Genomic DNA, 20,675 nt, shown 5'->3' with positions numbered 1-20,675 from the left:
CAAGGGGTGAATCAATTGGGATTAATCGACAGGTTAAAGCAGGGATTGAGCAAGACAAGGGACAGTCTTACGGCAAAAATCGACAACCTTTTAAGGTTCACCAAAAGGGTTGATGAAGAAACCCTTGAAGAACTCGAGGAATTGCTTATAACGGCAGACGTGGGGGTAAGCGTTACCCGGAAACTCATGGAAGGTTTAAAAGAAAGGGTTAAAAAGGAAAACATCAAAGATGCGGGCGATTTACGAACAGCGTTGAAAGAAGAAATAAAGGAATTGTTTCCGAAAGAGCGAATGATAATTGTGCCGCCTGCAGTAATACTGGTGGTTGGGGTAAACGGCGTGGGCAAAACCACTTCCATAGGTAAGCTCGCATATAATTTTAAAAATAAGGGCAAAAAAGTCATCCTGGCAGCCGCCGACACATTCAGGGCGGCTGCAGCCGACCAGCTGGAGATATGGGGCCGGAGAGCAGGTGTGGACGTCATAAGGCATCAGGAAGGCTCCGATCCGGCATCGGTGCTTTTCGATGCACTGCAGGCCGGTAAAGCCAGAAAAGCCGATGTCATTATTTGCGATACGGCCGGCCGCCTTCATACGAAGAAAAATCTAATGGACGAATTGAAAAAACTTTACCGGGTTTGCCAGAAGGAGTATCCTGAAGCGCAGGTTGTGAGCATCCTGGTTCTGGACGCCACAACCGGGCAAAACGCCCTGTCCCAGGCCCGGATATTTAAAGAAGCCGTAAACCTTTCAGGCATTATTCTTACAAAGCTGGACGGCACCGCCAAAGGCGGCATCGCCATCGCCGTCGCATCGGAGCTGGGCATTCCGGTTTGGTTTATAGGTGTCGGGGAGGGCATGGAAGACTTGCAGGAATTTGATCCGTCCGCTTTTGTGGACGCCATATTGTAATTTTATGGTTGACTTTAATTGCTTTCTCATGTAGAATAGACATGTAAAGGTTAAATACTTTACAGGTGAACATTGTGGATAATCTTACAAGACTCAATCTTTTATACGACTTTTACAGCGATTTTTTAACCGGAAAGCAGAGGGAAATTTTTGAGCTGCACTACTTGAACGACCTTTCTTTTGGAGAAATTGCCGAGAATTATGGGATAACCCGACAGGGCGTCTACGACATTATCCACCGTTCTCAGGATATTCTTTTTGAATGTGAAGAAAAGCTGGGCATGGTAAAAAGGTTTTTGAGGCTGGAAAAAAAGGTGGAAGAAATATTAAAATCTTTAAAGGAACTGGAACCGGCCCTTTCCGGTGAGTACAGGTGCAAACTTGAAAAAATATACGACGAAATCGCCTCGTTGGTGAAGGAAAGTGGTGAATAATTGTGGCCTTTGAAGCTTTAACCCAAAAATTGACCGATGTATTTAAAAGGCTGAAGGGAAAAGGCAAACTGTCGGAAGCCGATGTAAAGCAGGCCATGCGTGAAGTTAAGCTGGCACTGCTGGAAGCCGATGTAAATTTCAAAGTTGTCAAGGATCTGGTGCAGAGGATAAGCGAGAGGGCTGTGGGACAGGAGGTAATGGAAAGTCTGACTCCGGCCCAGCAGGTAATAAAAATCGTAAACGATGAACTCATTCGGTTAATGGGTTCAAAGGAGAACAGGTTGAATCTTTCTAATACGGACATCAGTGTAATTATGCTGGTAGGCCTCCAGGGTTCCGGGAAAACCACCACTGCAGGGAAGCTTGGCGGATTTTTGTCAAAGCAGGGCAAAAAGCCGCTTCTGGTTGCAGCTGATATATACCGCCCTGCAGCCATCAAACAACTCCAGGTGGTAGGCGAAAAGCTGGGCCTGCCGGTGTTTAGCATGGGCCAGGAGAATCCGGTTGATATTTCCAGAGCTTCTCTGGAATATGCCCGTAGGCACAACAATGACGTGGTTATAATAGATACTGCAGGGCGCCTGCATATTGACGATGAATTGATGCAGGAGTTGTCCGACATAAAGAATGCCGTCAAACCCCATGAAATTTTGCTTGTGGTGGACAGCATGACCGGCCAGGACGCGGTCAATGTGGCCGATGAATTCCACCGCCGCCTCAATCTGACAGGGCTTATTTTGACGAAGCTGGACGGGGATAGCAGGGGAGGGGCGGCCATTTCGGCGAAGGCTGTAACCGGTTGTCCCATAAAATACGTGGGTATGGGAGAAAAGCTGGAGGACCTTGAACTCTTCCATCCCGAGAGAATGGCGTCCAGGATACTGGGTATGGGTGATGTCTTAACCCTCATTGAAAAGGCCACCGCATCCATTGACTTGAAGAAAGCGCAGGAACTGGGGCAGAAGATAAAAACTCAGTCCTTTGACCTCAACGACTTTTTGGACCAACTCAAGCAGGTCAGGAGGATGGGTTCTCTTGATCAAATCCTGGGGATGATACCCGGCCTTTCAACCCATAAGTTAAAGGGGCTCGAGTTGGATGAAAAAGATTTATTGCACGTAGAGGCAATCATAAACTCCATGACGAAAGAAGAAAGAAAAAATCCCGGCATTATAAACGGAAGCAGGCGGAGGAGGATTGCCGCCGGGAGCGGGACGTCCATTCAAGATGTCAACCGCCTGCTCAAGCAGTTTGAGCAGATGAAAAAGATGATTAAGCAAATGGCCGATATGGAAAAGAGTTTTAAAAAAGGCAAGAAAAGATTTCCATTTTTTGGCTTTTAGAAGGAGGTGAAGTCATGGCGGTCAAGATAAGATTAAAGCGCATGGGCGCCAAGAAAAAACCCTTTTATAGGGTCGTTGTAGCCGACAGCAGAATGCCGAGGGACGGCAGATTTATTGAGGAAATAGGATATTACAATCCTCTTACCGATCCCGCGGAAATAAAGATAAATATAGAAAAGGCTACCGATTGGTTGAAAAAGGGCGCTATACCCACCGATACCGTAAAATACTTATTTAAAAATGTAGGAATTTTTGATGGTAAAGGCACTAAAACAGAAAAAACAGGCTTGGAGGCTTAAAAATCGAAGGAGGAATGACTGTGATCGAATTAGTGGAATACATTGCAAAAGCCCTGGTGGATCATCCGGAAAAGGTTTCCGTCAATCAGGTTGAGGGCGAGCAGTCCGTTATTTTGGAACTGAAAGTTGACCCCGAAGATATGGGGAAAGTTATCGGAAAACAGGGCAGAATCGCCAAAGCCATCCGCACCGTGGTAAAAGCGGCGGCGGCTAAAGAAGGCAAAAGAGTGGTAGTGGAAATTATATAATTTAGGTCCGGGGGTTAGGGAAACCTAACCCTTTTTTTAGGGGGATGATTTTGAAGGATTTTTTAATTGTGGGTAAAATTTTGTCTCCCTGGGGCGTAAAGGGCCAGGTCAAAGTGGAACCATTGACGGACAATATAAGGAGATTCAATGATCTAAAATCGGTTTTTGTCGAGCATAGAGGTGAATTGCTTCCCTTCGACATTGAATCGGTGCTGTTTTTAAAAAACGCTTTTGCGGTCTTGAAATTAAGGGGAATAAATTCGAGGGAGGAGGCCGAGCGGGTCCGGGGTAATTATATTAAAATTCACAGGAAAGATGCGGTGAAATTGCCGGAAGATCATTATTTTATAGGCGACATCATAGGTTTGGACGTATTAAGTGAAGACGGAAAGCACCTGGGGATCGTTACAAATGTACTCAAAACCGGAGCAAACGACGTCTATGTGGTGCAGACCAACGAAAAAAAGGAAATTCTCATTCCGGCGATAAAAGAAGTGATAACAGGGGTGGATCTGGAGAAAAATACAATGACGGTAAGGTTAATGGAGGGAATGATATAGTGCTAATTATCCATATCCTCACTTTATTTCCCGAATTTTTTGCCGGTCCCCTGAATGTCAGCATAATAAAAAGAGCCCGGGAAAAAGGCCTGGTAAAAATCGAACTGGTAAACATAAGAGATTTTTCCCGGGACAAGCATAGAAAGGTTGACGACTACCCTTACGGCGGCGGGTGCGGGATGGTGATGAAACCCGAACCCATATTTGAAGCCGTAGAATTCGTCGAAAGCGCCGTAAAAGCGGAAAAAAAGCGCGTAATATTGCTATCCCCGCAGGGAAAGCTGTTCAATCAGCAAATTGCAAGAGAATATTCCGGTCAGGAACACCTCATCTTAATTTGTGGCCACTACGAAGGGGTGGATGAAAGGGTAAAAACAATTGTTACCGATGAAATTTCCATGGGAGATTTCATTCTGACCGGCGGGGAAATACCAGCTCTGGCTGTGATAGATGCCACTATAAGATTTGTGCCGGGCGTACTGGGCAGCGAAGAGTCGCCGGAAAACGAATCCTTTTCAGAAGGCCTGCTGGAATACCCCCAGTATACAAGACCTCCGGTTTACAGAAACCTCAAAGTGCCGGAAGTACTTCTTTCCGGCAATCATAAAGAAATACAGCTTTTCCGGAGGAGGGAGGCCCTAAGGAGAACCTATGAAAAAAGACCCGATTTGTTCCGAAAGCTCCATCTCACTGAGCTGGACAAAAAATTACTTGAAGATATCTTGACGTAGTTTTTTCTCGGATTTTGAAAAACCAGATTTTAATTGCCAAGAAAAAACCTTTATGCTATAATAACTTTTGTTATCGACACTGGAAGGAGGGAAAAGAGTGGATTTACTTACCGCTATAGAACAGGAACAAATAAAAAAAGACATCCCGGATTTCAGGCCGGGAGACACGGTGAAGGTTTACACTAAAGTTGTTGAAGGCGGCCGGGAGAGAATTCAGGTATTTGAAGGCACTGTCATCGCCAGAAGAGGCGGTGGATTAAGGGAGACCTTTACAGTCAGAAAGATTTCCTACGGCGTGGGGGTAGAGCGCATTTTTCCCCTGCATTCTCCCCGCATAGACAAAATTGAGGTTGTTAAGAAAGGGCGGGTGCGCAGGGCAAAGCTTTATTATATGAGGGAACTAAAAGGCAAAGCGGCCAGGATAAAGGAGAGGGACTGATGGCAGTCCCTTAAATTTTTTTAAGGGGGGTGTAAATGTGGAAATTCACTGGTATCCCGGTCACATGGCAAAAACCAGGAGAATGATCAGGGAACACCTGCCTTTGGTTGATGTGGTTTTGGAACTAACCGATGCAAGAGCCCCTTTAAGCACCCATATACCTGACCTGGAAGAATTGCTCGGTTGCAGGAAAAATATTATTGTGGCGTTGAACAAAGCTGACCTTGCCGATCAGGATATAACGAAACTATGGGTTAAAAAATTTAAAGAGATGAACATTAATGCGGTGGAAGTCGATACTCCGGGAAGGAGGGGGCTTCACAGACTCATTGATTTAATAAAAGAAGCGGCTGGAGAAAACCTCAGGAGGGCGGCAAGGTGCGTGGTGGTCGGCGTGCCCAATGTCGGAAAATCTTCAATAATTAACCAGATGGTTGGAAGAAAAGTCGCAAAAACCGGAGACATGCCCGGTGTGACCAAGGGGAAGATGTGGCTTAAGGTCGATAAAAAGCTGGAGTTACTGGATACTCCCGGCATCCTCTGGCCGAAAATCGAGAGCAGATCTACGGGGATTAAGCTTGCTCTACTGGGATGTATAAAGGATGAGCTGTTAAACATCGAAGAACTTTCAATGCTGTTAATAGGTTTTTTATCAAACCGCCATCCCGACGGTCTAATATCCAGATATAAAGTTGACCCCGGCAAAAATCCCAGAGAAATACTGGAACAAATAGCCAAAAACCGGGGCTTCTTGCTGAGCGGAGGCTTTCCGGATATTTATAGAAGCGCCAGGGTGGTAATAAGTGAATTTCGCCGGGGCCGACTGGGGAAAATTTCTCTGGAAATTCCAGACCAACAGGAGTTCTGGCAGGAGCCGACCTTACACGGGCTGAAAGGACCTTGGGCTGCGGATTTTTTGCCGTCGGATGTAAAAAAGCAGGATTTTGAATAAAAGTGCCGAATCAAAAAATAGAACTATCTTAAAATATAGGGATAGGAGGGACTCCGTTATTTGGAAAATATTTCTGAGCTTGAGAGGCAAAGGATTCTAAAGCTATATGATGCCGAAAGAGAGCTGCAGAGCAAAGGGTATAAGCTGGTGGCCGGAGTTGATGAAGCTGGCAGAGGTCCGCTGGCGGGGCCGGTGGTAGCAGGGGCCGTTATTCTGGCTCTGGACACCCTCATAATGGATTTAAAAGACTCCAAACTTTTGAGCGAGAAAAAAAGGGAAAGAGTCTACGGGGAAATAAAAAAATATGCTCTGGCCTACGCCTTTGACGTGGTGGATGAAAAATACATAGATAGTTACAATATATTAAATGCCACACTTCTTGCCATGAGAAGGGCTGTGGAAAAGCTAAGTATAAAGCCCGATTACGTTCTGGTAGACGCGCTAAAAATCCCGGGAATTAAAATTCCCCAGCAGGCGATAATACACGGTGACGGCCTGTGCGCATGCATAGCTGCGGCTTCAATAGTGGCAAAGGTGGAGAGGGATAGAATTATGAGGGAATACGACCGGCTTTACCCGGAATACGGATTCCGCCGCAATAAGGGATACGGGACGAAGGAGCACGTGGCATCCATACGGGAATACGGCTTCTGCCCCGTTCACCGCAAGAGCTTTTCGATAAAAGGGTTGGAGATATGAAATGGGGAACAAAATCCTTGGTTCACTGGGAGAACAGCTTGCCACCGAGTTTTTAAAAAGGCTAAATTACCGCATCCTTGCTACAAATTACCGTTGCCGCTTTGGGGAATTGGATATAATAGCCCTGGACGGAGGTACCATTGTTTTTGTGGAAGTAAAGACCAGAAGCACTCAAAATTTCGGGAAGGGTATGGAAGCCGTAAATTATTACAAGCAGCAGAAAATAAAAAAAACAGCGTTGGCTTATCTCAATGAATCAAAACATCCATTTAAAAATCTGAGATTTGACGTGATCGACATATTGATAAATAGAGAAAAAACACCGGAAATCACTCACATAGTGAACGCCTTTTGAAGGGGGTCGAAAAAGCTTGTGCTAGCGCAGGTTAAAAGCTGTGCCATATACGGTTTGGAAAGTTTTCTGGTGGACGTGGAGGTAGATATCTCCAGTGGTTTGCCCGCTTTCGATATTGTAGGCCTGCCCGATATGGCCGTAAAAGAATCGCGGGAGCGGGTGAGAGCGGCCATTAAAAATCAGAACTTTGATTTCCCCGTTAAAAGGATTACCCTGAACCTGGCCCCGGCCGATATAAAAAAAGAAGGCCCTCATTTTGACCTTCCCATAGCCCTCGGCATACTGGCTGCCACCGAACAGCTGCCGGCGGAACATTTAAAACAATATGCGGCAGTGGGCGAGTTATCCCTCGATGGCAAATTAAGGCCTGTTAGCGGAATTTTGCCTATGGCCATCGAGGTCAAGGAAAAAAAATTAAAAGGCATCATGGTCCCGCGGGAAAATGCCGAAGAAGCTGCGGTGATCCAGGGAATAGATGTAATAGGGATAAATACTTTAGAGGAAGCCGTAGGTTTTTTGAGGGGCGAACTAAAAATAAAAAGCGTGGAACCACGCACAGGAAAGGGGGAGACTCTCCCGCACGAAGGGGATTTTTCGGAAGTTAAAGGCCAGTGGAATTTAAAAAGGTGTCTGGAGATAGCTGCCGCCGGGCATCACAATGTGATTATGGTCGGTCCCCCGGGCTCGGGAAAGACCATGGTGGCAAGGCGTATACCGTCAATACTTCCATCCATGACTTTTGAAGAATCGCTGGAACTCACAAAGATATACAGCATTGCGGGCCTTTTATCGACCCATTCGTCTTTAATTGAAAAGAGGCCCTTCAGGGCTCCGCACCACAGCATTTCGGCGGTTGGTATGGTAGGAGGAGGGCGCATTCCCAAGCCCGGGGAAGTTACCCTGGCCCATTACGGGGTGCTTTTTCTCGACGAACTTCCGGAGTTTCCGCGGGAAATCCTGGAACTTTTGCGTCAGCCTCTGGAAGACGGAAAAATAACCATATCCAGGCTCAACGCTGCCATCACGTACCCCGCCAAGTTCATGCTGGTGGCGGCTATGAATCCTTGCCCGTGCGGCTTTTTCGGAGATCCCTTCCATGAGTGCTCGTGCGCACCTTATCAAATTCAAAGATACCTTTCGAGAATATCTGGGCCGCTTATGGACAGGATAGATTTACAGGTGGAGGTGGCTCCCGTTAAATTTGCCGATTTTGAGGAACCATCGACTGAGGATTCCGCCGCCATAAAAAAGCGGGTGGAAGCCGCAAGGCTCATTCAGCTGGAAAGATACGAGGGCCAGAACATTTATTATAATTCCCAGCTTACTCCCAACCTCATAAACAGGTACTGCAGGCTGGGCAGGACCGAAAAGCTGCTCATGAAAGAGGCCTTTCACAGATTAAAATTAAGCGCCAGGGCTTACAATAGAATTTTGAAGGTGGCACGAACCATAGCGGATCTTGATGGAGCCGAAGCCATCGGGGAAAACCATATAGCGGAAGCGTTGAGATACAGGAATATAGACAAGTATTATAATAATTTAAGATTATAGACTCATATATATACTTTATTTTTTTATATTATATTGGGATTTTATATTACTGCTGGTATGACGGTTTTGGTTGCCACTTAAAATAATACTAAGAAGTAACAGAGGGCATGTGGCCTTATTCAAGAAGGGGAGAGATGGTATGCTTGATAAAAAGGGTTTAATATTAGTGTACACCGGGAATGGAAAGGGAAAAACCACCGCATCTTTGGGGCTTGCTCTGAGGGCCATTGGCCATGGGGAAAAGGTCTTTATGATACAATTCATGAAAGGAAGCCAAAACTACGGTGAAGTTCAGGCGATAAAAAAATACCTGCCGGACTTTGAGCTGGTCCAAAAGGGCCTTGAAACTTTTGTCAAGAAGGGAAATCCGGGTCCGAAAGATATTGAATTGGCCCATGAAGGCCTGGAACTCGCCAAAAAGGTCATTTCCGAAGGCAGGCATGATCTGGTCATACTTGATGAAATAAATGTAGCGGTGGATTTCGGCCTGGTCCCGGAACAGGAGGTTCTGAATTTGATGGATATGAAACCAGAGCACGTAACCCTGGTGTTGACGGGGCGCTATGCTTCTGAAAGTATTCAGGAAAAGGCCGACATGATAAGTGAAGTCCGGGAAATAAAGCACCACTACAAAGCCGGGGTCCCTGCCCAGCCAGGTATTGAGTATTAAATTTCCGGAGGAGAACCATGGTAGACAGCCAACTACTGGTGGCATTAAACATGATACCCCAGCTGGGCTCCAGGCGAATACAGGATATAGCCGGAAGATTTGAGAATTTATCCCGGTTTTTAAAAGCCGACCGGGAAGAGTTAATGGAGATCCCGGGAATCAGTGAAAAGCTTTCAGAAAGAATAATAAAGTATAGAGCTCACATAAATCCGGACCAGGAGGCCGCAAGGGCGAAAAAGATAGGAGCTAAAATTATAACTCTAATGGATGAGGATTACCCCGAACTGTTAAAACAGATTTACGACCCGCCTCCCGTGTTATATGTTTTAGGGGATATTTCTACTTTAAAATATAATGCCGTAGCCATCGTGGGAACCCGCAAGGCCACAGCATACGGGCGAAATGTCGCTGAGAACTTTGCCAGAGAGCTGGCTTTGTTCGAAATAAATGTGGTTAGCGGTATGGCCCGGGGAATCGACTCTCACGCCCATAAGGGAGCAGCGGAAGCCGGAGGGCCCACCACCGCAGTGCTTGGTTGCGGTGTGGATATCATTTACCCGCCGGAGAACATGCAGCTGGCGAGGAATATTATTAATTGCGGGTGTATAATAAGCAGCTTTCCCATCGGGCAGAGGCCATTGGCAGGCAATTTTCCGGCCAGAAACCGGATAATTAGCGGGCTTTCACTGGGCACGGTGGTGGTGGAGGCCGCAGAAAAAAGCGGCTCTCTTATAACCGCAGATTTTTCGCTGGAACAGGGCAGAGAGGTGTTTGCTGTGCCCGGCAGCATCTTCAGCCCATACAGCCGGGGGACTCATAAGCTGATAAAACAGGGGGCAAAGCTGGTGGAGAATGTAACAGATATCCTGGAAGAATTGTGTTTAGCAGGAGAAGGCGATGCAAGACCCGACGAAATCAAGAAGGATCAAAATGTCACTGACAGGGAAAAATCGGTGCTCGGCCTTATAGACTTTCAACCAACGCATGTAGAAGAGCTTCTGGCAAAATCCCAAAAGACATCCCATGAGTTGAACTCTATATTAACCCGACTGGAACTCAAAGGTCTTATTGTCACTCTTCCGGGAGGGTTTGTTATGAAAATTTGACTTTTTTTAAGCGACTTTATAGAATTATAATTACATATATATAAATAAAGGTGATTTTATAATGGCCAAATCTCTAATTATAGTAGAATCTCCGGCAAAAGCCAAAACCATAAGCAAATTTCTGGGCAAAAATTTCAGGGTGCAGGCGTCCATGGGGCATGTAAGGGACCTGCCGAAGAGCCAGTTGGGCATCAACATCGAAGAAGGATTTATACCCAAATACATTACCATTCGGGGCAAGGGCACTCTGATTGAAAATCTCAAAAAAGAGGCTACCAAAGCAGACAGTGTTTTGCTGGCCACAGACCCCGATCGGGAAGGTGAGGCGATTTCCTGGCATCTGGCAAATCTTCTGGGACTTTCGGAAGACCTGCCGTGCCGCGTGGAATTTCACGAGATTACAAAAAACGCTGTGATCGAATCAATTAAACACCCCCGAAAAATTAATAAACACCTTGTAGAAGCCCAGCAGGCCAGAAGGATCCTGGACCGGCTTGTGGGATACAAAATCAGTCCAATATTATGGAAAAAAGTTAAATGGGGGTTAAGTGCAGGCCGCGTCCAATCAGTGGCCGTAAGAATTATCTGCGATCGGGAAAAAGAAATCAGAGAGTTTGTTCCAAAAGAATACTGGACGGTCGAAGCCGATTTATTTGATGAAAAATCTGGTTCTCAAGTAAGGGCTAAGCTGTATTCCAAAGGTGAAAAGAAAATCGAAATTGGAAAAAAACAGGAAGCGGACCTGATTCTGTCGGATCTTGAAAAAGTAGTTTTTACAGTGATCGAAGTTAAAAAAAGCGAAAGGAAGCGGAATCCTGCACCCCCTTTTACCACCAGCAGCCTGCAGCAGGAAGCATCAAGAAAATTGGGCTTTACGGCCAAAAAAACCATGATGCTGGCCCAACAGCTTTATGAAGGTCTGGAGGTAAAAGGAGAGGGTTCCGTCGGGCTGATAACATATATAAGGACAGACTCCACTAGAGTAGCCGAACAGGCGTTAAAAGAAGCCAGAGAATATATAAAGAAAAATTTCGGTGATGATTTTCTGCCCGAAACCCCTATCATCCATAAATCAAAAAAAAATATCCAGGATGCCCATGAGGCCATAAGGCCCACCTCGATTTTAAGGATGCCGGAAGATATTAAAGATTCGCTGACCCGGGATCAGTACAAGTTGTATAAGCTCATCTGGGAGAGATTTATAAGCAGTCAGATGGCTCCTGCCGTCTATGACACCGTCTCTGTCGATATAAAGGCGGGGGAATATATTTTTAAAACCACCGGTTCGACTATCAAATTCCCCGGTTATATGGCCCTTTACATTGAAGGAACAGACGAAGAAACGGAAAGCGACGAAAACAGTTTGCCGGTTCTTGAAAAAGGCCAGGAGCTGAAGCTTTTAAAACTGGTACCGGCGCAGCATTTCACCCAGCCGCCACCCCGTTATACGGAGGCCATGCTGGTAAAAACTTTAGAAGAGAAGGGCATAGGGCGGCCCAGCACTTACGCCCCCATAATAGATATTATACAAAAGAGGGGCTACGTGGAGAAGGAAAAGGGGAAATTTAAACCCACCGAACTGGGAGAGATTGTGGTCCAGCTCATGCAGGAATTTTTCAGCGACATAGTCGACATAGATTTCACCGCGGAAATGGAAGACCAGCTGGACAGGATAGAATCCGGCGAGGAACACTGGCAAAAGGTTTTGGAGTCTTTTTACGGCCCCTTTGAAAAACAGTTGAAAATCGCAGAAGAAGAGATGGAGAAAGTAAAAATAGAAGATGAGGTAACAGATGAAAAATGTGAGTTTTGCGGAAGGAACATGGTTATAAAGCGGGGCAGATACGGCAAATTTCTGGCATGTCCGGGTTTCCCCGAGTGCAGGAATACAAAGCCCCTGGTGGAGGAAGCGGGGGTAAAATGTCCCCTGTGCGGCGGTACCATAGTTGTTAGAAAATCCAAACGGGGAAGAACTTTTTACGGCTGCAGCAATTACCCCGGCTGCAAGTTCGTTTCATGGGACAAACCAAGCGACCGACACTGCCCGGAATGCGGAAGCCCGATGGTTATAAAAAATACCAAAAATGGGGAAACCATAATATGTACAAATAAAGAATGCGGATATAAACTTTAATTTTTATTGTCACGAAGGTGAAGGAAGGTATGGAAAGCGTCAAGGTTGTTGGAGGTGGACTTGCAGGGTGCGAAGCGACCTGGTACATAGCCAACAGCGGTATCAGGGTGGAACTTTTTGAAATGAGACCTTACAATACTACACCGGCTCACCATACCGATAAGCTTGCTGAGCTGGTCTGCAGCAATTCTTTCAGGTCCGCCGAACTAACCAATGCCGCCGGGCTTTTGAAAGAAGAAATGCGCCTTTTGAATTCCATTGTCATGAAGGCGGCGGATGCCACACGCATCCCTGCGGGCGCGGCTCTGGCCGTCGACCGGGAACGGTTTTCATCGGCAATAACAAAAATTCTGGAAGAACACCCTCTTGTGACAATTCACAGGGAAGAGGTTAAGGCAATACCATCCCCACCTGCCATTATAGCCACAGGCCCTCTAACCTCGGAGGATCTTTCAAAAGCCATTGCCGAATTTCTCGGCGGGGAATACATATATTTCTATGACGCTGCGGCACCAATAATAACGAAGGAATCAATTAACTGGAATAAAGCATTTTGGGGCTCCAGATACAATAAAGGCGATGACGATTACGTTAATCTGCCCATGACTCGGGAAGAATACCATAGATTTTACAATGAGCTCATAAGGGCTGAAACCCATCCACTAAAAGAATTTGAAAAGCCTGTTTTTTTTGAAGGATGCATGCCCGTCGAGGTAATGGCCAGGCGGGGGCCCGGGACATTGCTTTTCGGCCCTTTAAAACCGGTGGGCTTAGTCGATCCTCGTACGGGAAAGGAGCCCTTTGCCGTAGTCCAGTTGAGGAAAGAAAATGAGGAAGGCACACTTTTCAATATTGTAGGCTTTCAGACCAGTTTGAAGTGGAACGAGCAGAAGAGAGTTTTCAGCATGATTCCCGGCCTTGAAAACGTTGAGTTTGTTCGTTACGGTTTTATCCACAGGAACACATTTATATCAAGTCCACGTTTTTTAAACCCCACACTGGAAGTGAAGGGGATAAAAGGTTTGTTTTTCGCAGGGCAGATTACAGGAGTCGAAGGTTATATTGAGTCTGCAGCTTCCGGGATAGTGGCGGGAATTAACATGGCAAGGTTCATAAAAGGCAAAAGCCTTGTGGTTTTTCCCAAATATACTGTCATAGGTGCGCTCTGCCATTACATCACCACGGCAAAACCCGAAAATTTTCAGCCAATGAAGTCGAATTTCGGTATATTGCCGCCTTTGGAGCAGAAAGTGAAGTCAAGAAAGGAGAGAAATGCCCTTATGGCCGGGAGAGCCCTGCAGGCGCTAAGAGAATTTATTCGTAACGAAGAAATTCGGGTTAGTTGAGAGTTTTTATCAAAAAAAATTAACAATAAATTTAAAAATAATTTAGAATTGAATATTGCATAAAAGACACTATTATGGTAGTATATTATTCGAATGTTGACCGAGAGGCTGATGGATTTGGACGAAACGTTAATCGACAGCTTTTTAAATTACTTGAAAGTAACCAAAAATAAATCCGAAAATACCATTAAAGCGTATGCGGGGGACTTAATGCAGTTTAACGAATATTTAAAACAAAAAAAAATATCTGAACGCGCTTTTTCGAAAATAGATCACGTTGACATAAGAGGGTTTTTAGCGCATCTCAAGGCAAAACAGTTGTCGAGAAAAACCATTGCCAGGAAGCTTTCTGCGGTGAGGAGCTTTTTTAAGTTTCTTTCCGGGGAAGGGATTGTGGGGGAAAATGTAGCCGCTTACGTCAAAAGCCCTAAATTGCCCAAGAAGCTGCCGCTCTTTTTATATCCACCGGAAATAGAAGCCCTGCTTTCGGCTCCATCAGGGGATACACTGGGGATCAGAGACAGGGCTATTATGGAATTGCTTTATGCCACTGGAATGAGGGTTGGAGAGCTGGTTTCCCTCAGGGTTAAGGATTTGAACATGGGCGCAAATTACATAATAGTATTTGGAAAAGGCTCTCGCGAGAGGGTTGTATTTTTTGGGCAAAAAGCGGCTGAAAGTCTGGAGGATTACCTGAAAAGAAGCAGGCCGTTTTTGCTGAAAAGTATATCCTGTGACGCTTTATTCCTCAACAGGCACGGGACCGGGATTACCGACCGGAGCGTCCGCAGAATTATAGACAAATACGTAAAAGCAGCCTCATTAAACCAAAAGATAAGCCCTCATACCCTCAGACATACTTTCGCGACTCATATGTTAAACAATGGAGCGGATTTAAAGACCGTTCAGGAACTTCTGGGGCATGTTAGTCTGTCTACCACGCAGATTTATACCCACGTCACAAAAGAAAGGTTAAAGGAAGTCTACGACAGGACTTTCCCTCACGCTTAAGGAGGCGGAGATTTATGTTTTCGGCTACTACCATAGTGGCGGTGGTAAATAAAAAAGGGGCGGCCATCGCCGGCGACGGCCAGGTGACTTTTGGAGAAAATACGATTATGAAACACCACGCCAAAAAAATACGAAAGATATATAACGGCAGCATACTGGCAGGTTTTGCCGGTTCGGTAGCTGATGCAGTAACGCTATTTGAGAAATTTGAAGGGAAACTGGAAGAAAGCCATGGAAACCTCGTCAGGGCGGCCGTTGAACTGGCGAAAGAATGGCGTACGGATAAAATGTTAAGGAAACTGGAGGCGCTGCTCATTGCCGCCGACAGGGAGCACATATTGATAATTTCAGGAAACGGTGAAGTGATTGAACCCGACGACGGCATAGCCGCTATAGGTTCGGGAGGGCCGTATGCCCTGGCCGCGGCCAGAGCCCTCAGCCGCTTTTCAGATCTTCCTCCTGAAAAAATAGTTGAGGAATCTTTAAAAATAGCCGCTGAGATATGCGTCTATACCAACAACTGCATTTCCGTTGAAACACTGTAAGGAGGTGAGGATTTTGGAGGATTTGACTCCTAAAAAAATAGTAGAGGAGCTTAACAAATATATAGTAGGACAGGAGGAAGCCAAAAGGTCAGTAGCCATAGCTTTAAGGAACAGGCTGCGAAGGCAGAAACTTCCTGAAGAAATGCAGGAAGACGTCATACCGAAAAACATTTTGATGATAGGACCAACAGGGGTGGGGAAGACGGAAATAGCCAGAAGGCTTGCAAAACTGGTCAACGCCCCCTTTGTAAAGGTTGAAGCGACAAAATTTACTGAAGTAGGTTATGTGGGTAGAGATGTGGACTCCATGGTCAGGGATTTAATAGAAACTTCCATCAGAATGGTTAAGATGGAAAAAATGGAGCAGGTAAAGGATAGGGCAAAGGTCCTGGCGGAGCAGAGAATAGCCGAAATACTGTGTCCTGATCCGGAAAAGCACGGGGCAAAAAACCCCTTTGAGGCCATATTCGGCGGCCTGTCAAAATCCGATCATCATCATCATGAGGAAGAGGATTTTAACGAAAAGGTAAGGAGTGTAAGAGAGAGAAGAAAAGAAATCCTTAGAGACCTGCAGGAGGGAAAACTGGAAAAGGAATTGATAGAAATAGAAGTGGAAGACAGCGCTCCGCCCATGCTGGAAGTATTTTCAGCTTCAGGCATGGAAGAAATGGGAATAAATGTTCAGGATTTGTTCGGCGGCCTTTTTCCCAAGCGCCGCAAAAAGCGAAAAGTCACCGTCGAAAACGCCCGGCGCATATTAATCCAGGAAGAATCTCAAAAGCTCATCGACATGGATGAAGTGATCAATGAGTCCATAAAGAGAGCGGAAGAAACGGGGATCATCTTCATAGACGAAATAGACAAAATAGCGGGTAAGGAAAGTTACGGTCCGGATGTTTCAAGAGAAGGTGTCCAGCGGGATATCCTTCCAATTGTGGAAGGATGTACGGTGGTGACCAAATACGGACCAGTAAAGACAGACCATATATTGTTTATAGCTGCGGGTGCATTCCATATTTCTAAGCCTTCCGACCTCATACCGGAATTGCAGGGCAGATTTCCCATCCGTGTAGAACTGAAGAGCCTGACTGAAGAGGATTTAAAGAAGATTTTAATAGAACCTAAAAATTCTCTAATTAAACAATATACTGCATTGATCGAAACAGAAGGTATAAAAATCCATTTTACAGACGATGCTATTGATGAAATCGTAAAAGTGGCAACATATGTCAACCAGCAGTCGGAAAACATCGGTGCCAGAAGGCTTCATACAGTGATGGAAAAATTGCTGGAAGATATTTCTTTTAACGCTCCGGAATTAAAATTAACCCAGAGCGAAATAACCATTGACAGAAATTTTGTCAGTGAAAAACTGAAACATATAATCAAAGATAAAGACCTAAGTATGTATATTTTGTAAATTATAATAAATTACCAAAAGGAGGAAAAACAATGAGTGAAAGTCTACTGGAAAAAACAAGGAGAATCAACAAATTGCTGCAGAGATCCGCGGGTTACCCCGTAGATTTCAATGAAGTTTGCAAAACCCTTGGAGAGGTGTTATCCGCCAATGCCTACGTGGCGAGCCGCAAAGGAAAGGTCCTGGGCTATTATCTGATGGAAGATTATGACTGTGATGCGGTCCAGGAAGAGGTTTTGCAGGAGAAGATGTTTCCCAAAGAGTACAACGACAAGCTTCTGGAAATCCATGAGACCAGATCCAATTTGCCCCATGAAACTCTGGAGTGCGTTTTTGATAATGACACCAAATGCACCCATCCGGAGAAATTGACAACCATTGTGCCAATAAACGGCGGGGGCGAGAGATTGGGGACGCTGGTGCTGGCCAGATTCGGAGAAAAATTCACCGACGAAGATCTGGTGCTGGCCGAATACAGCGCCACCGTGGTGGGAATGGAAATATTGAGATCAAAGAGCGAAGAAATAGAAGAAGAAGCCCGTAAAAAAGCCGTCGTACAGCTGGCCATCGGAACACTGTCTTTTTCTGAGCTGGAAGCGGTGGAACATATTTTTGAGGAACTGGACGGCAACGAAGGGTTATTGGTGGCCAGCAAGATAGCCGACAGAGTTGGAATCACCAGGTCGGTCATCGTCAATGCCCTACGGAAATTTGAAAGCGCGGGGGTTATTGAATCGCGTTCTCTTGGCATGAAGGGAACGTATATAAAGATTTTAAACGATAAGCTCCTGGAAGAGCTCAAAAAAGTAAGGGCTTAAAAATGCGTGAAGAATTTCACGCATTTTTTTTATTAACAAGGAGGATTTTATCGATTTTTGTCTAAAATGTATATTAGCCAAATTAATAAATTATCCCTAAAAAGGCAAACTTTACCGAAAGGAAAGGTCGCAAAGCCGTGGGGCTAAGGCGCGCGTAAAGCGCTATGCCGGCTAGGCTGCTGAAAGGATAGAAAAGGGGATTCTATCTTTTTGCAGGATAGATTTTTTTTATAAAATCACCATAATATTATTTATCAAAAAAGGAATTTCCATTTTTTTGGCGAATTTAGTAATAATACGCAAACAAGGTAAAAAAAAGTCGAAAAAAAGAAGGTGATTTATATATGAACTTATTCGGAGATATTTCATTGATGGAAAGATTGCTGGATGCAAAATGGCTTCGAAACCAAGTGCTTGCCAACAACATAGCCAATGCGGATACGCCTGGGTTTAAGAGGTCTGACGTTTATTTTGAAGAATACCTAAGGCAGGCTATAAAGGATAAAACTGATGGAAGAAATCTTGATTTAAAGACGACCAATCCGAGACATATTGCAAAAATCAATTCTCTAGATAATTTGGAGCCAGAGGTTATAAGACAAGACGAAACCACGTTTAGAAACGATCAGAACAATGTTGATATTGAAAAGGAAATGGTGGAACTGACAAAAAACGCCCTTTCATATAACCTTCTGGCGGATCAGATTCAGAGAAAGTTAAAATTGATGCAAACCGCTATTAACGAGGGGAGGAAGTAAATTGGGCTTGTTTGATTCTTTAGATATCAGCGCTTCCGGCCTCACCGCCCAAAGGCTCAGAATGGATGTCATATCAAACAACATAGCCAATGCAACTACCACACGAACCCCCGAAGGAGGACCTTATCGCAGAGAAAGGGTGATTTTCCAGGAAAGGAGAAATGAGTTTTCTTTTGAAGATATTCTGACAAGATCTATGGATGTGGGAAAAGGTGTCAGGGTTGTGGCTGTGGAAAAGGACCCTGCTCCCTTTAAACTTGTGTATGATCCAACTCATCCGGACGCGGACCAGAATGGGTACGTGAGGATGCCCAACGTCAATATAGTAACCGAAATGGTGGACATGATATCCGCCGCAAGAAGCTATGAAGCCAACGTGACGGCGATAAATACCGCAAAAAGCATGATAACAAAAGCCATGGAAATAGGAAAGGTATAAGGACAAGCAATAGGAGGGAGATGAGCCTTTGAACATTTCCAGGATCAACGAAACTACGCCAGGCGTCTTTGCAGGGGCTATAAAAGAACAGGGGCAGAAATCCTTTCAGGACGTTTTAAAAGAGGCCTTGGAATCGGCAAACACATTGCAGCAAAACTACGACCGGGCTTTGAATGAACTCATCCAAGGAAATGAAATAAACATACATGATGTAATAATTGCCGGCGAAAAGGCAAGGCTCTCTTTGGAACTCACTCTGCAGATACGGAATAAGGCGATTGAAGCATACCAGGAAATCATGAGAATGCAGGTATAGCGGGCGAAGGTGGAAGTAAATGGAGTTTATAAACAAGTTACGGCAGCAGGTGAGCGATTTCTGGCAGAGCAGAAATAGGGCGCAAAAGGTAAAGCTGTTGTTAAGCGCTTTTTTTGCAATCGCCGCAATAGGCTTTATAACTTATTTCGTGAGCAGGCCTGTGTACGCCCCGCTTTATACCAACCTGGATGTCAAAGATGCGGGAGAAATTATTAAAAAACTCGATGACATGAAAATCCCCTACAAAATCGAAGACGGTGGCAAGTCAATTCTCGTAGACCCCAAGCTTGTTTATAAAACGAGATTACAGCTGGCCCAAGAGGGTCTGCCCAAAGGCGGCACAATTGGTTTTAGCGATGTCTTTAACAAAACCAGGCTCGGCGTCACCGATTGGGAAAGACAGATACAATACAATCAGGCTCTAGAGGGCGAACTTGTAAGGACCATCGAAGAAATGGCGCAGGTCGAGACGGCGAGGATACATATTGTCCAGCCCAAAAAAACCCTTTTCATAGAGCCGGATTCAAAGGCCGAGCCTTCCGCAGCCGTTTTTCTAAAGTTAAAGCCCGGGGCGGAAATCACCGAAGAAGAAGTGAAAGGCATAATTTACCTCATTTCTCATTCCGTTGAGGGAATGAAACCGGAAAATGTCTCGGTCATAGATGATTACGGCAGAGTGCTATCCAATATTCCCCTGTCGCCCGAAGAGAATACAAAGGAAATCGTCAACTCGCAGCTTGCGATCCAAAATAATTTTCAAAAACAGCTTCAGAAAAGTGTACAATCGCTCCTGGAACAGGTTTTCGGGCCGGGCAACGTGGTGGTCAGGGTAAGCGCTCAACTGGATTTTGATAAAAAAACCGTAGAAAGCAAACTGTTCTCACCGGTAAATCAGGAAACCGGTGAAGGAATCCTGCGCAGCATTCAGGATTTGCGAGAGCATTTTGCAGGAACGGGTAATGCGGCTCAAGGCCAGCCGGGAGTTAATTCCAACGTTCCGGGCTACCAACAATTAAACGGCGGCAATTCCAATTACCAGAAAACGGAGACAGTGAGGAACTACGAGGTAAACGAGTCCCGCGAGAATTTAACCGTTTCGCCGGGAGCGGTTAAAAAACTTACCGTATCGGTAGTGGTAAATCGAGAATTAACCGACGATGAAAAAAATTCCATATCCCAGCTGGTGGGCAATGCCATCGGATATGATCCTCAGAGAGACCAGATATCTGTGGAGGGAATGGCCTTTAACAACGATCTGGCCAATGCCTTTGCCCAGGAAATGAGCGCGAAAGAGCAGCAGCAAAGAACCCGCCAGAGAAACATGATTTTGGCGGGGGCGGCTTTAGCGGCGGTTCTTGCGGTGACGCTCTTTAGAATTTTTGCTGCCCGCAGGAGGAGAAAACAGGAGGAAGAACGGATGGTACAGGAATTGACAGCCGCAGCCCAGCAAGCGGCTGCCCGGCAGGCGGCCATGCAGGAACAGGAAACCGAAGCCAGCGATATTTTTAACAGCATAGAAAAAATGGCCCGCCGCAAGCCGGAGGATGTGGCCAAAGTTCTCAGGACATGGCTGAACGAAGATTAGAGGT

24 protein-coding genes and 1 riboswitch are annotated in these 20,675 nt (G+C 45.5%); all 24 genes read left to right on the top strand.

All coding sequences use genetic code 11. The annotated features are described in order from the left end of the window. The first annotated feature begins 15 nt into the window (after window positions 1–15). The 24 genes from ftsY to fliF all read left to right on the top strand — a co-directional run bounded on the left by ftsY (window position 16) and on the right by fliF (window position 20,671). On the top strand, window positions 16–912 hold the full coding sequence (gene ftsY / locus ACKX14_RS06580) for a signal recognition particle-docking protein FtsY (protein ID WP_422445883.1): 897 nt from the start codon (window positions 16–18) through the stop codon (window positions 910–912). A 74-nt stretch (window positions 913–986) separates the two neighbouring features. Continuing rightward, window positions 987–1,346 carry a YlxM family DNA-binding protein gene (gene ylxM, locus ACKX14_RS06575; RefSeq protein WP_422445881.1) on the top strand — a complete coding sequence of 120 codons (360 nt, stop codon included), beginning with the start codon at window positions 987–989 and terminating at the stop codon, window positions 1,344–1,346. A gap of 2 nt (window positions 1,347–1,348) precedes the next feature. Further along, window positions 1,349–2,689, top strand: a complete 1,341-nt coding sequence (ffh, locus tag ACKX14_RS06570) for a signal recognition particle protein (RefSeq protein ID WP_422445879.1) — start codon at window positions 1,349–1,351, stop codon at window positions 2,687–2,689. 14 nt (window positions 2,690–2,703) lie between these two features. Then, entirely contained in the window at window positions 2,704–2,988 is a 285-nt protein-coding gene (gene rpsP / locus ACKX14_RS06565; protein ID WP_422445877.1) for a 30S ribosomal protein S16, read from the top strand. A gap of 20 nt (window positions 2,989–3,008) precedes the next feature. After that, window positions 3,009–3,236, top strand: coding sequence for a KH domain-containing protein (locus ACKX14_RS06560; RefSeq protein ID WP_422445875.1), 228 nt, complete (start codon window positions 3,009–3,011; stop codon window positions 3,234–3,236). A gap of 50 nt (window positions 3,237–3,286) precedes the next feature. Beyond that, complete coding sequence (gene rimM / locus ACKX14_RS06555; RefSeq protein WP_422445873.1) at window positions 3,287–3,796, top strand: ribosome maturation factor RimM; 510 nt, start codon at window positions 3,287–3,289, stop codon at window positions 3,794–3,796. After that, window positions 3,796–4,527, top strand: coding sequence for a tRNA (guanosine(37)-N1)-methyltransferase TrmD (trmD, locus tag ACKX14_RS06550; protein ID WP_422445871.1), 732 nt, complete (start codon window positions 3,796–3,798; stop codon window positions 4,525–4,527). Before rimM ends, trmD begins: the two co-directional genes overlap by 1 nt. A 97-nt stretch (window positions 4,528–4,624) precedes the next feature. Then, window positions 4,625–4,966 carry a 50S ribosomal protein L19 gene (gene rplS / locus ACKX14_RS06545; protein ID WP_422445869.1) on the top strand — a complete coding sequence of 114 codons (342 nt, stop codon included), beginning with the start codon at window positions 4,625–4,627 and terminating at the stop codon, window positions 4,964–4,966. 37 nt (window positions 4,967–5,003) lie between these two features. Further along, a complete protein-coding gene (ylqF, locus tag ACKX14_RS06540) occupies window positions 5,004–5,918 on the top strand; it encodes a ribosome biogenesis GTPase YlqF (RefSeq protein WP_422445867.1) in 915 nt (304 codons plus the stop codon). A 60-nt stretch (window positions 5,919–5,978) separates the two neighbouring features. Continuing rightward, window positions 5,979–6,617, top strand: a complete 639-nt coding sequence (locus ACKX14_RS06535) for a ribonuclease HII (protein WP_422445865.1) — start codon at window positions 5,979–5,981, stop codon at window positions 6,615–6,617. A 1-nt stretch (window position 6,618) separates the two neighbouring features. After that, window positions 6,619–6,972: a YraN family protein gene (locus ACKX14_RS06530; protein ID WP_422445863.1), complete on the top strand. Its 354-nt coding sequence runs from the start codon at window positions 6,619–6,621 to the stop codon at window positions 6,970–6,972. An 18-nt stretch (window positions 6,973–6,990) separates the two neighbouring features. Then, window positions 6,991–8,523, top strand: a complete 1,533-nt coding sequence (locus tag ACKX14_RS06525) for a YifB family Mg chelatase-like AAA ATPase (RefSeq protein WP_422445861.1) — start codon at window positions 6,991–6,993, stop codon at window positions 8,521–8,523. A gap of 139 nt (window positions 8,524–8,662) precedes the next feature. Next, window positions 8,663–9,193 (top strand): cob(I)yrinic acid a,c-diamide adenosyltransferase, encoded by a 531-nt coding sequence (cobO, locus tag ACKX14_RS06520; protein WP_422445859.1) that lies wholly within the window; start codon window positions 8,663–8,665, stop codon window positions 9,191–9,193. A 17-nt stretch (window positions 9,194–9,210) separates the two neighbouring features. Next, window positions 9,211–10,299, top strand: coding sequence for a DNA-processing protein DprA (gene dprA / locus ACKX14_RS06515; protein ID WP_422445857.1), 1,089 nt, complete (start codon window positions 9,211–9,213; stop codon window positions 10,297–10,299). Window positions 10,300–10,360: 61 nt separating this feature from the next. Further along, window positions 10,361–12,433, top strand: a complete 2,073-nt coding sequence (gene topA, locus ACKX14_RS06510) for a type I DNA topoisomerase (RefSeq protein ID WP_422445855.1) — start codon at window positions 10,361–10,363, stop codon at window positions 12,431–12,433. 29 nt (window positions 12,434–12,462) lie between these two features. Next, window positions 12,463–13,779: a methylenetetrahydrofolate--tRNA-(uracil(54)-C(5))-methyltransferase (FADH(2)-oxidizing) TrmFO gene (gene trmFO, locus ACKX14_RS06505; protein WP_422445853.1), complete on the top strand. Its 1,317-nt coding sequence runs from the start codon at window positions 12,463–12,465 to the stop codon at window positions 13,777–13,779. 111 nt (window positions 13,780–13,890) lie between these two features. Continuing rightward, entirely contained in the window at window positions 13,891–14,790 is a 900-nt protein-coding gene (gene xerC, locus ACKX14_RS06500) for a tyrosine recombinase XerC (protein ID WP_422445851.1), read from the top strand. A 14-nt stretch (window positions 14,791–14,804) separates the two neighbouring features. After that, a complete protein-coding gene (hslV, locus tag ACKX14_RS06495) occupies window positions 14,805–15,335 on the top strand; it encodes an ATP-dependent protease subunit HslV (RefSeq protein WP_422445849.1) in 531 nt (176 codons plus the stop codon). A gap of 13 nt (window positions 15,336–15,348) precedes the next feature. Beyond that, complete coding sequence (hslU, locus tag ACKX14_RS06490; RefSeq protein WP_422445847.1) at window positions 15,349–16,755, top strand: ATP-dependent protease ATPase subunit HslU; 1,407 nt, start codon at window positions 15,349–15,351, stop codon at window positions 16,753–16,755. A 32-nt stretch (window positions 16,756–16,787) separates the two neighbouring features. Next, entirely contained in the window at window positions 16,788–17,573 is a 786-nt protein-coding gene (codY, locus tag ACKX14_RS06485) for a GTP-sensing pleiotropic transcriptional regulator CodY (RefSeq protein WP_422445845.1), read from the top strand. Window positions 17,574–17,666: 93 nt separating this feature from the next. Further along, window positions 17,667–17,757: riboswitch (cyclic di-GMP riboswitch) on the top strand. Window positions 17,758–17,944: 187 nt separating this feature from the next. Further along, on the top strand, window positions 17,945–18,331 hold the full coding sequence (gene flgB, locus ACKX14_RS06480; RefSeq protein ID WP_422445843.1) for a flagellar basal body rod protein FlgB: 387 nt from the start codon (window positions 17,945–17,947) through the stop codon (window positions 18,329–18,331). A 1-nt stretch (window position 18,332) separates the two neighbouring features. Further along, the gene (flgC, locus tag ACKX14_RS06475) at window positions 18,333–18,770 is read left to right on the top strand and encodes a flagellar basal body rod protein FlgC (RefSeq protein ID WP_422445841.1); all 438 of its coding nucleotides are present in this window, start codon (window positions 18,333–18,335) and stop codon (window positions 18,768–18,770) included. 28 nt (window positions 18,771–18,798) lie between these two features. Beyond that, window positions 18,799–19,086, top strand: coding sequence for a flagellar hook-basal body complex protein FliE (fliE, locus tag ACKX14_RS06470; RefSeq protein ID WP_422445839.1), 288 nt, complete (start codon window positions 18,799–18,801; stop codon window positions 19,084–19,086). A 19-nt stretch (window positions 19,087–19,105) separates the two neighbouring features. Further along, window positions 19,106–20,671: a flagellar basal-body MS-ring/collar protein FliF gene (fliF, locus tag ACKX14_RS06465; protein ID WP_422445837.1), complete on the top strand. Its 1,566-nt coding sequence runs from the start codon at window positions 19,106–19,108 to the stop codon at window positions 20,669–20,671. Window positions 20,672–20,675: the final 4 nt, after the last annotated feature.

It is taken from the genome of Thermorhabdus hydrogeniformans (assembly GCF_049310025.1).
Classification (GTDB): Bacteria; Bacillota; Thermosediminibacteria; order Thermosediminibacterales; family Tepidanaerobacteraceae; genus JBJYKD01.
The sequence above is the reverse complement of the archived record's forward strand: the minus strand, read 5'-3'. Positions and strand labels throughout refer to the sequence as shown.

What these genes read in the sequence shown, in the direction of transcription:
- dprA (WP_422445857.1), top strand. Translation starts at nt 9,211, where the DNA reads ATGGTAGACAGCCAACTACTGGTGGCATTAAACATGATACCCCAGCTG.
- xerC (WP_422445851.1), top strand. Translation starts at nt 13,891, where the DNA reads ATGGATTTGGACGAAACGTTAATCGACAGCTTTTTAAATTACTTGAAA.
- fliF (WP_422445837.1), top strand. Translation starts at nt 19,106, where the DNA reads ATGGAGTTTATAAACAAGTTACGGCAGCAGGTGAGCGATTTCTGGCAG.
- topA (WP_422445855.1), top strand. Translation starts at nt 10,361, where the DNA reads ATGGCCAAATCTCTAATTATAGTAGAATCTCCGGCAAAAGCCAAAACC.
- codY (WP_422445845.1), top strand. Translation starts at nt 16,788, where the DNA reads ATGAGTGAAAGTCTACTGGAAAAAACAAGGAGAATCAACAAATTGCTG.
- flgB (WP_422445843.1), top strand. Translation starts at nt 17,945, where the DNA reads ATGGAAAGATTGCTGGATGCAAAATGGCTTCGAAACCAAGTGCTTGCC.
- cobO (WP_422445859.1), top strand. Translation starts at nt 8,663, where the DNA reads ATGCTTGATAAAAAGGGTTTAATATTAGTGTACACCGGGAATGGAAAG.
- rpsP (WP_422445877.1), top strand. Translation starts at nt 2,704, where the DNA reads ATGGCGGTCAAGATAAGATTAAAGCGCATGGGCGCCAAGAAAAAACCC.
- hslV (WP_422445849.1), top strand. Translation starts at nt 14,805, where the DNA reads ATGTTTTCGGCTACTACCATAGTGGCGGTGGTAAATAAAAAAGGGGCG.
- ACKX14_RS06530 (WP_422445863.1), top strand. Translation starts at nt 6,619, where the DNA reads ATGGGGAACAAAATCCTTGGTTCACTGGGAGAACAGCTTGCCACCGAG.
- trmFO (WP_422445853.1), top strand. Translation starts at nt 12,463, where the DNA reads ATGGAAAGCGTCAAGGTTGTTGGAGGTGGACTTGCAGGGTGCGAAGCG.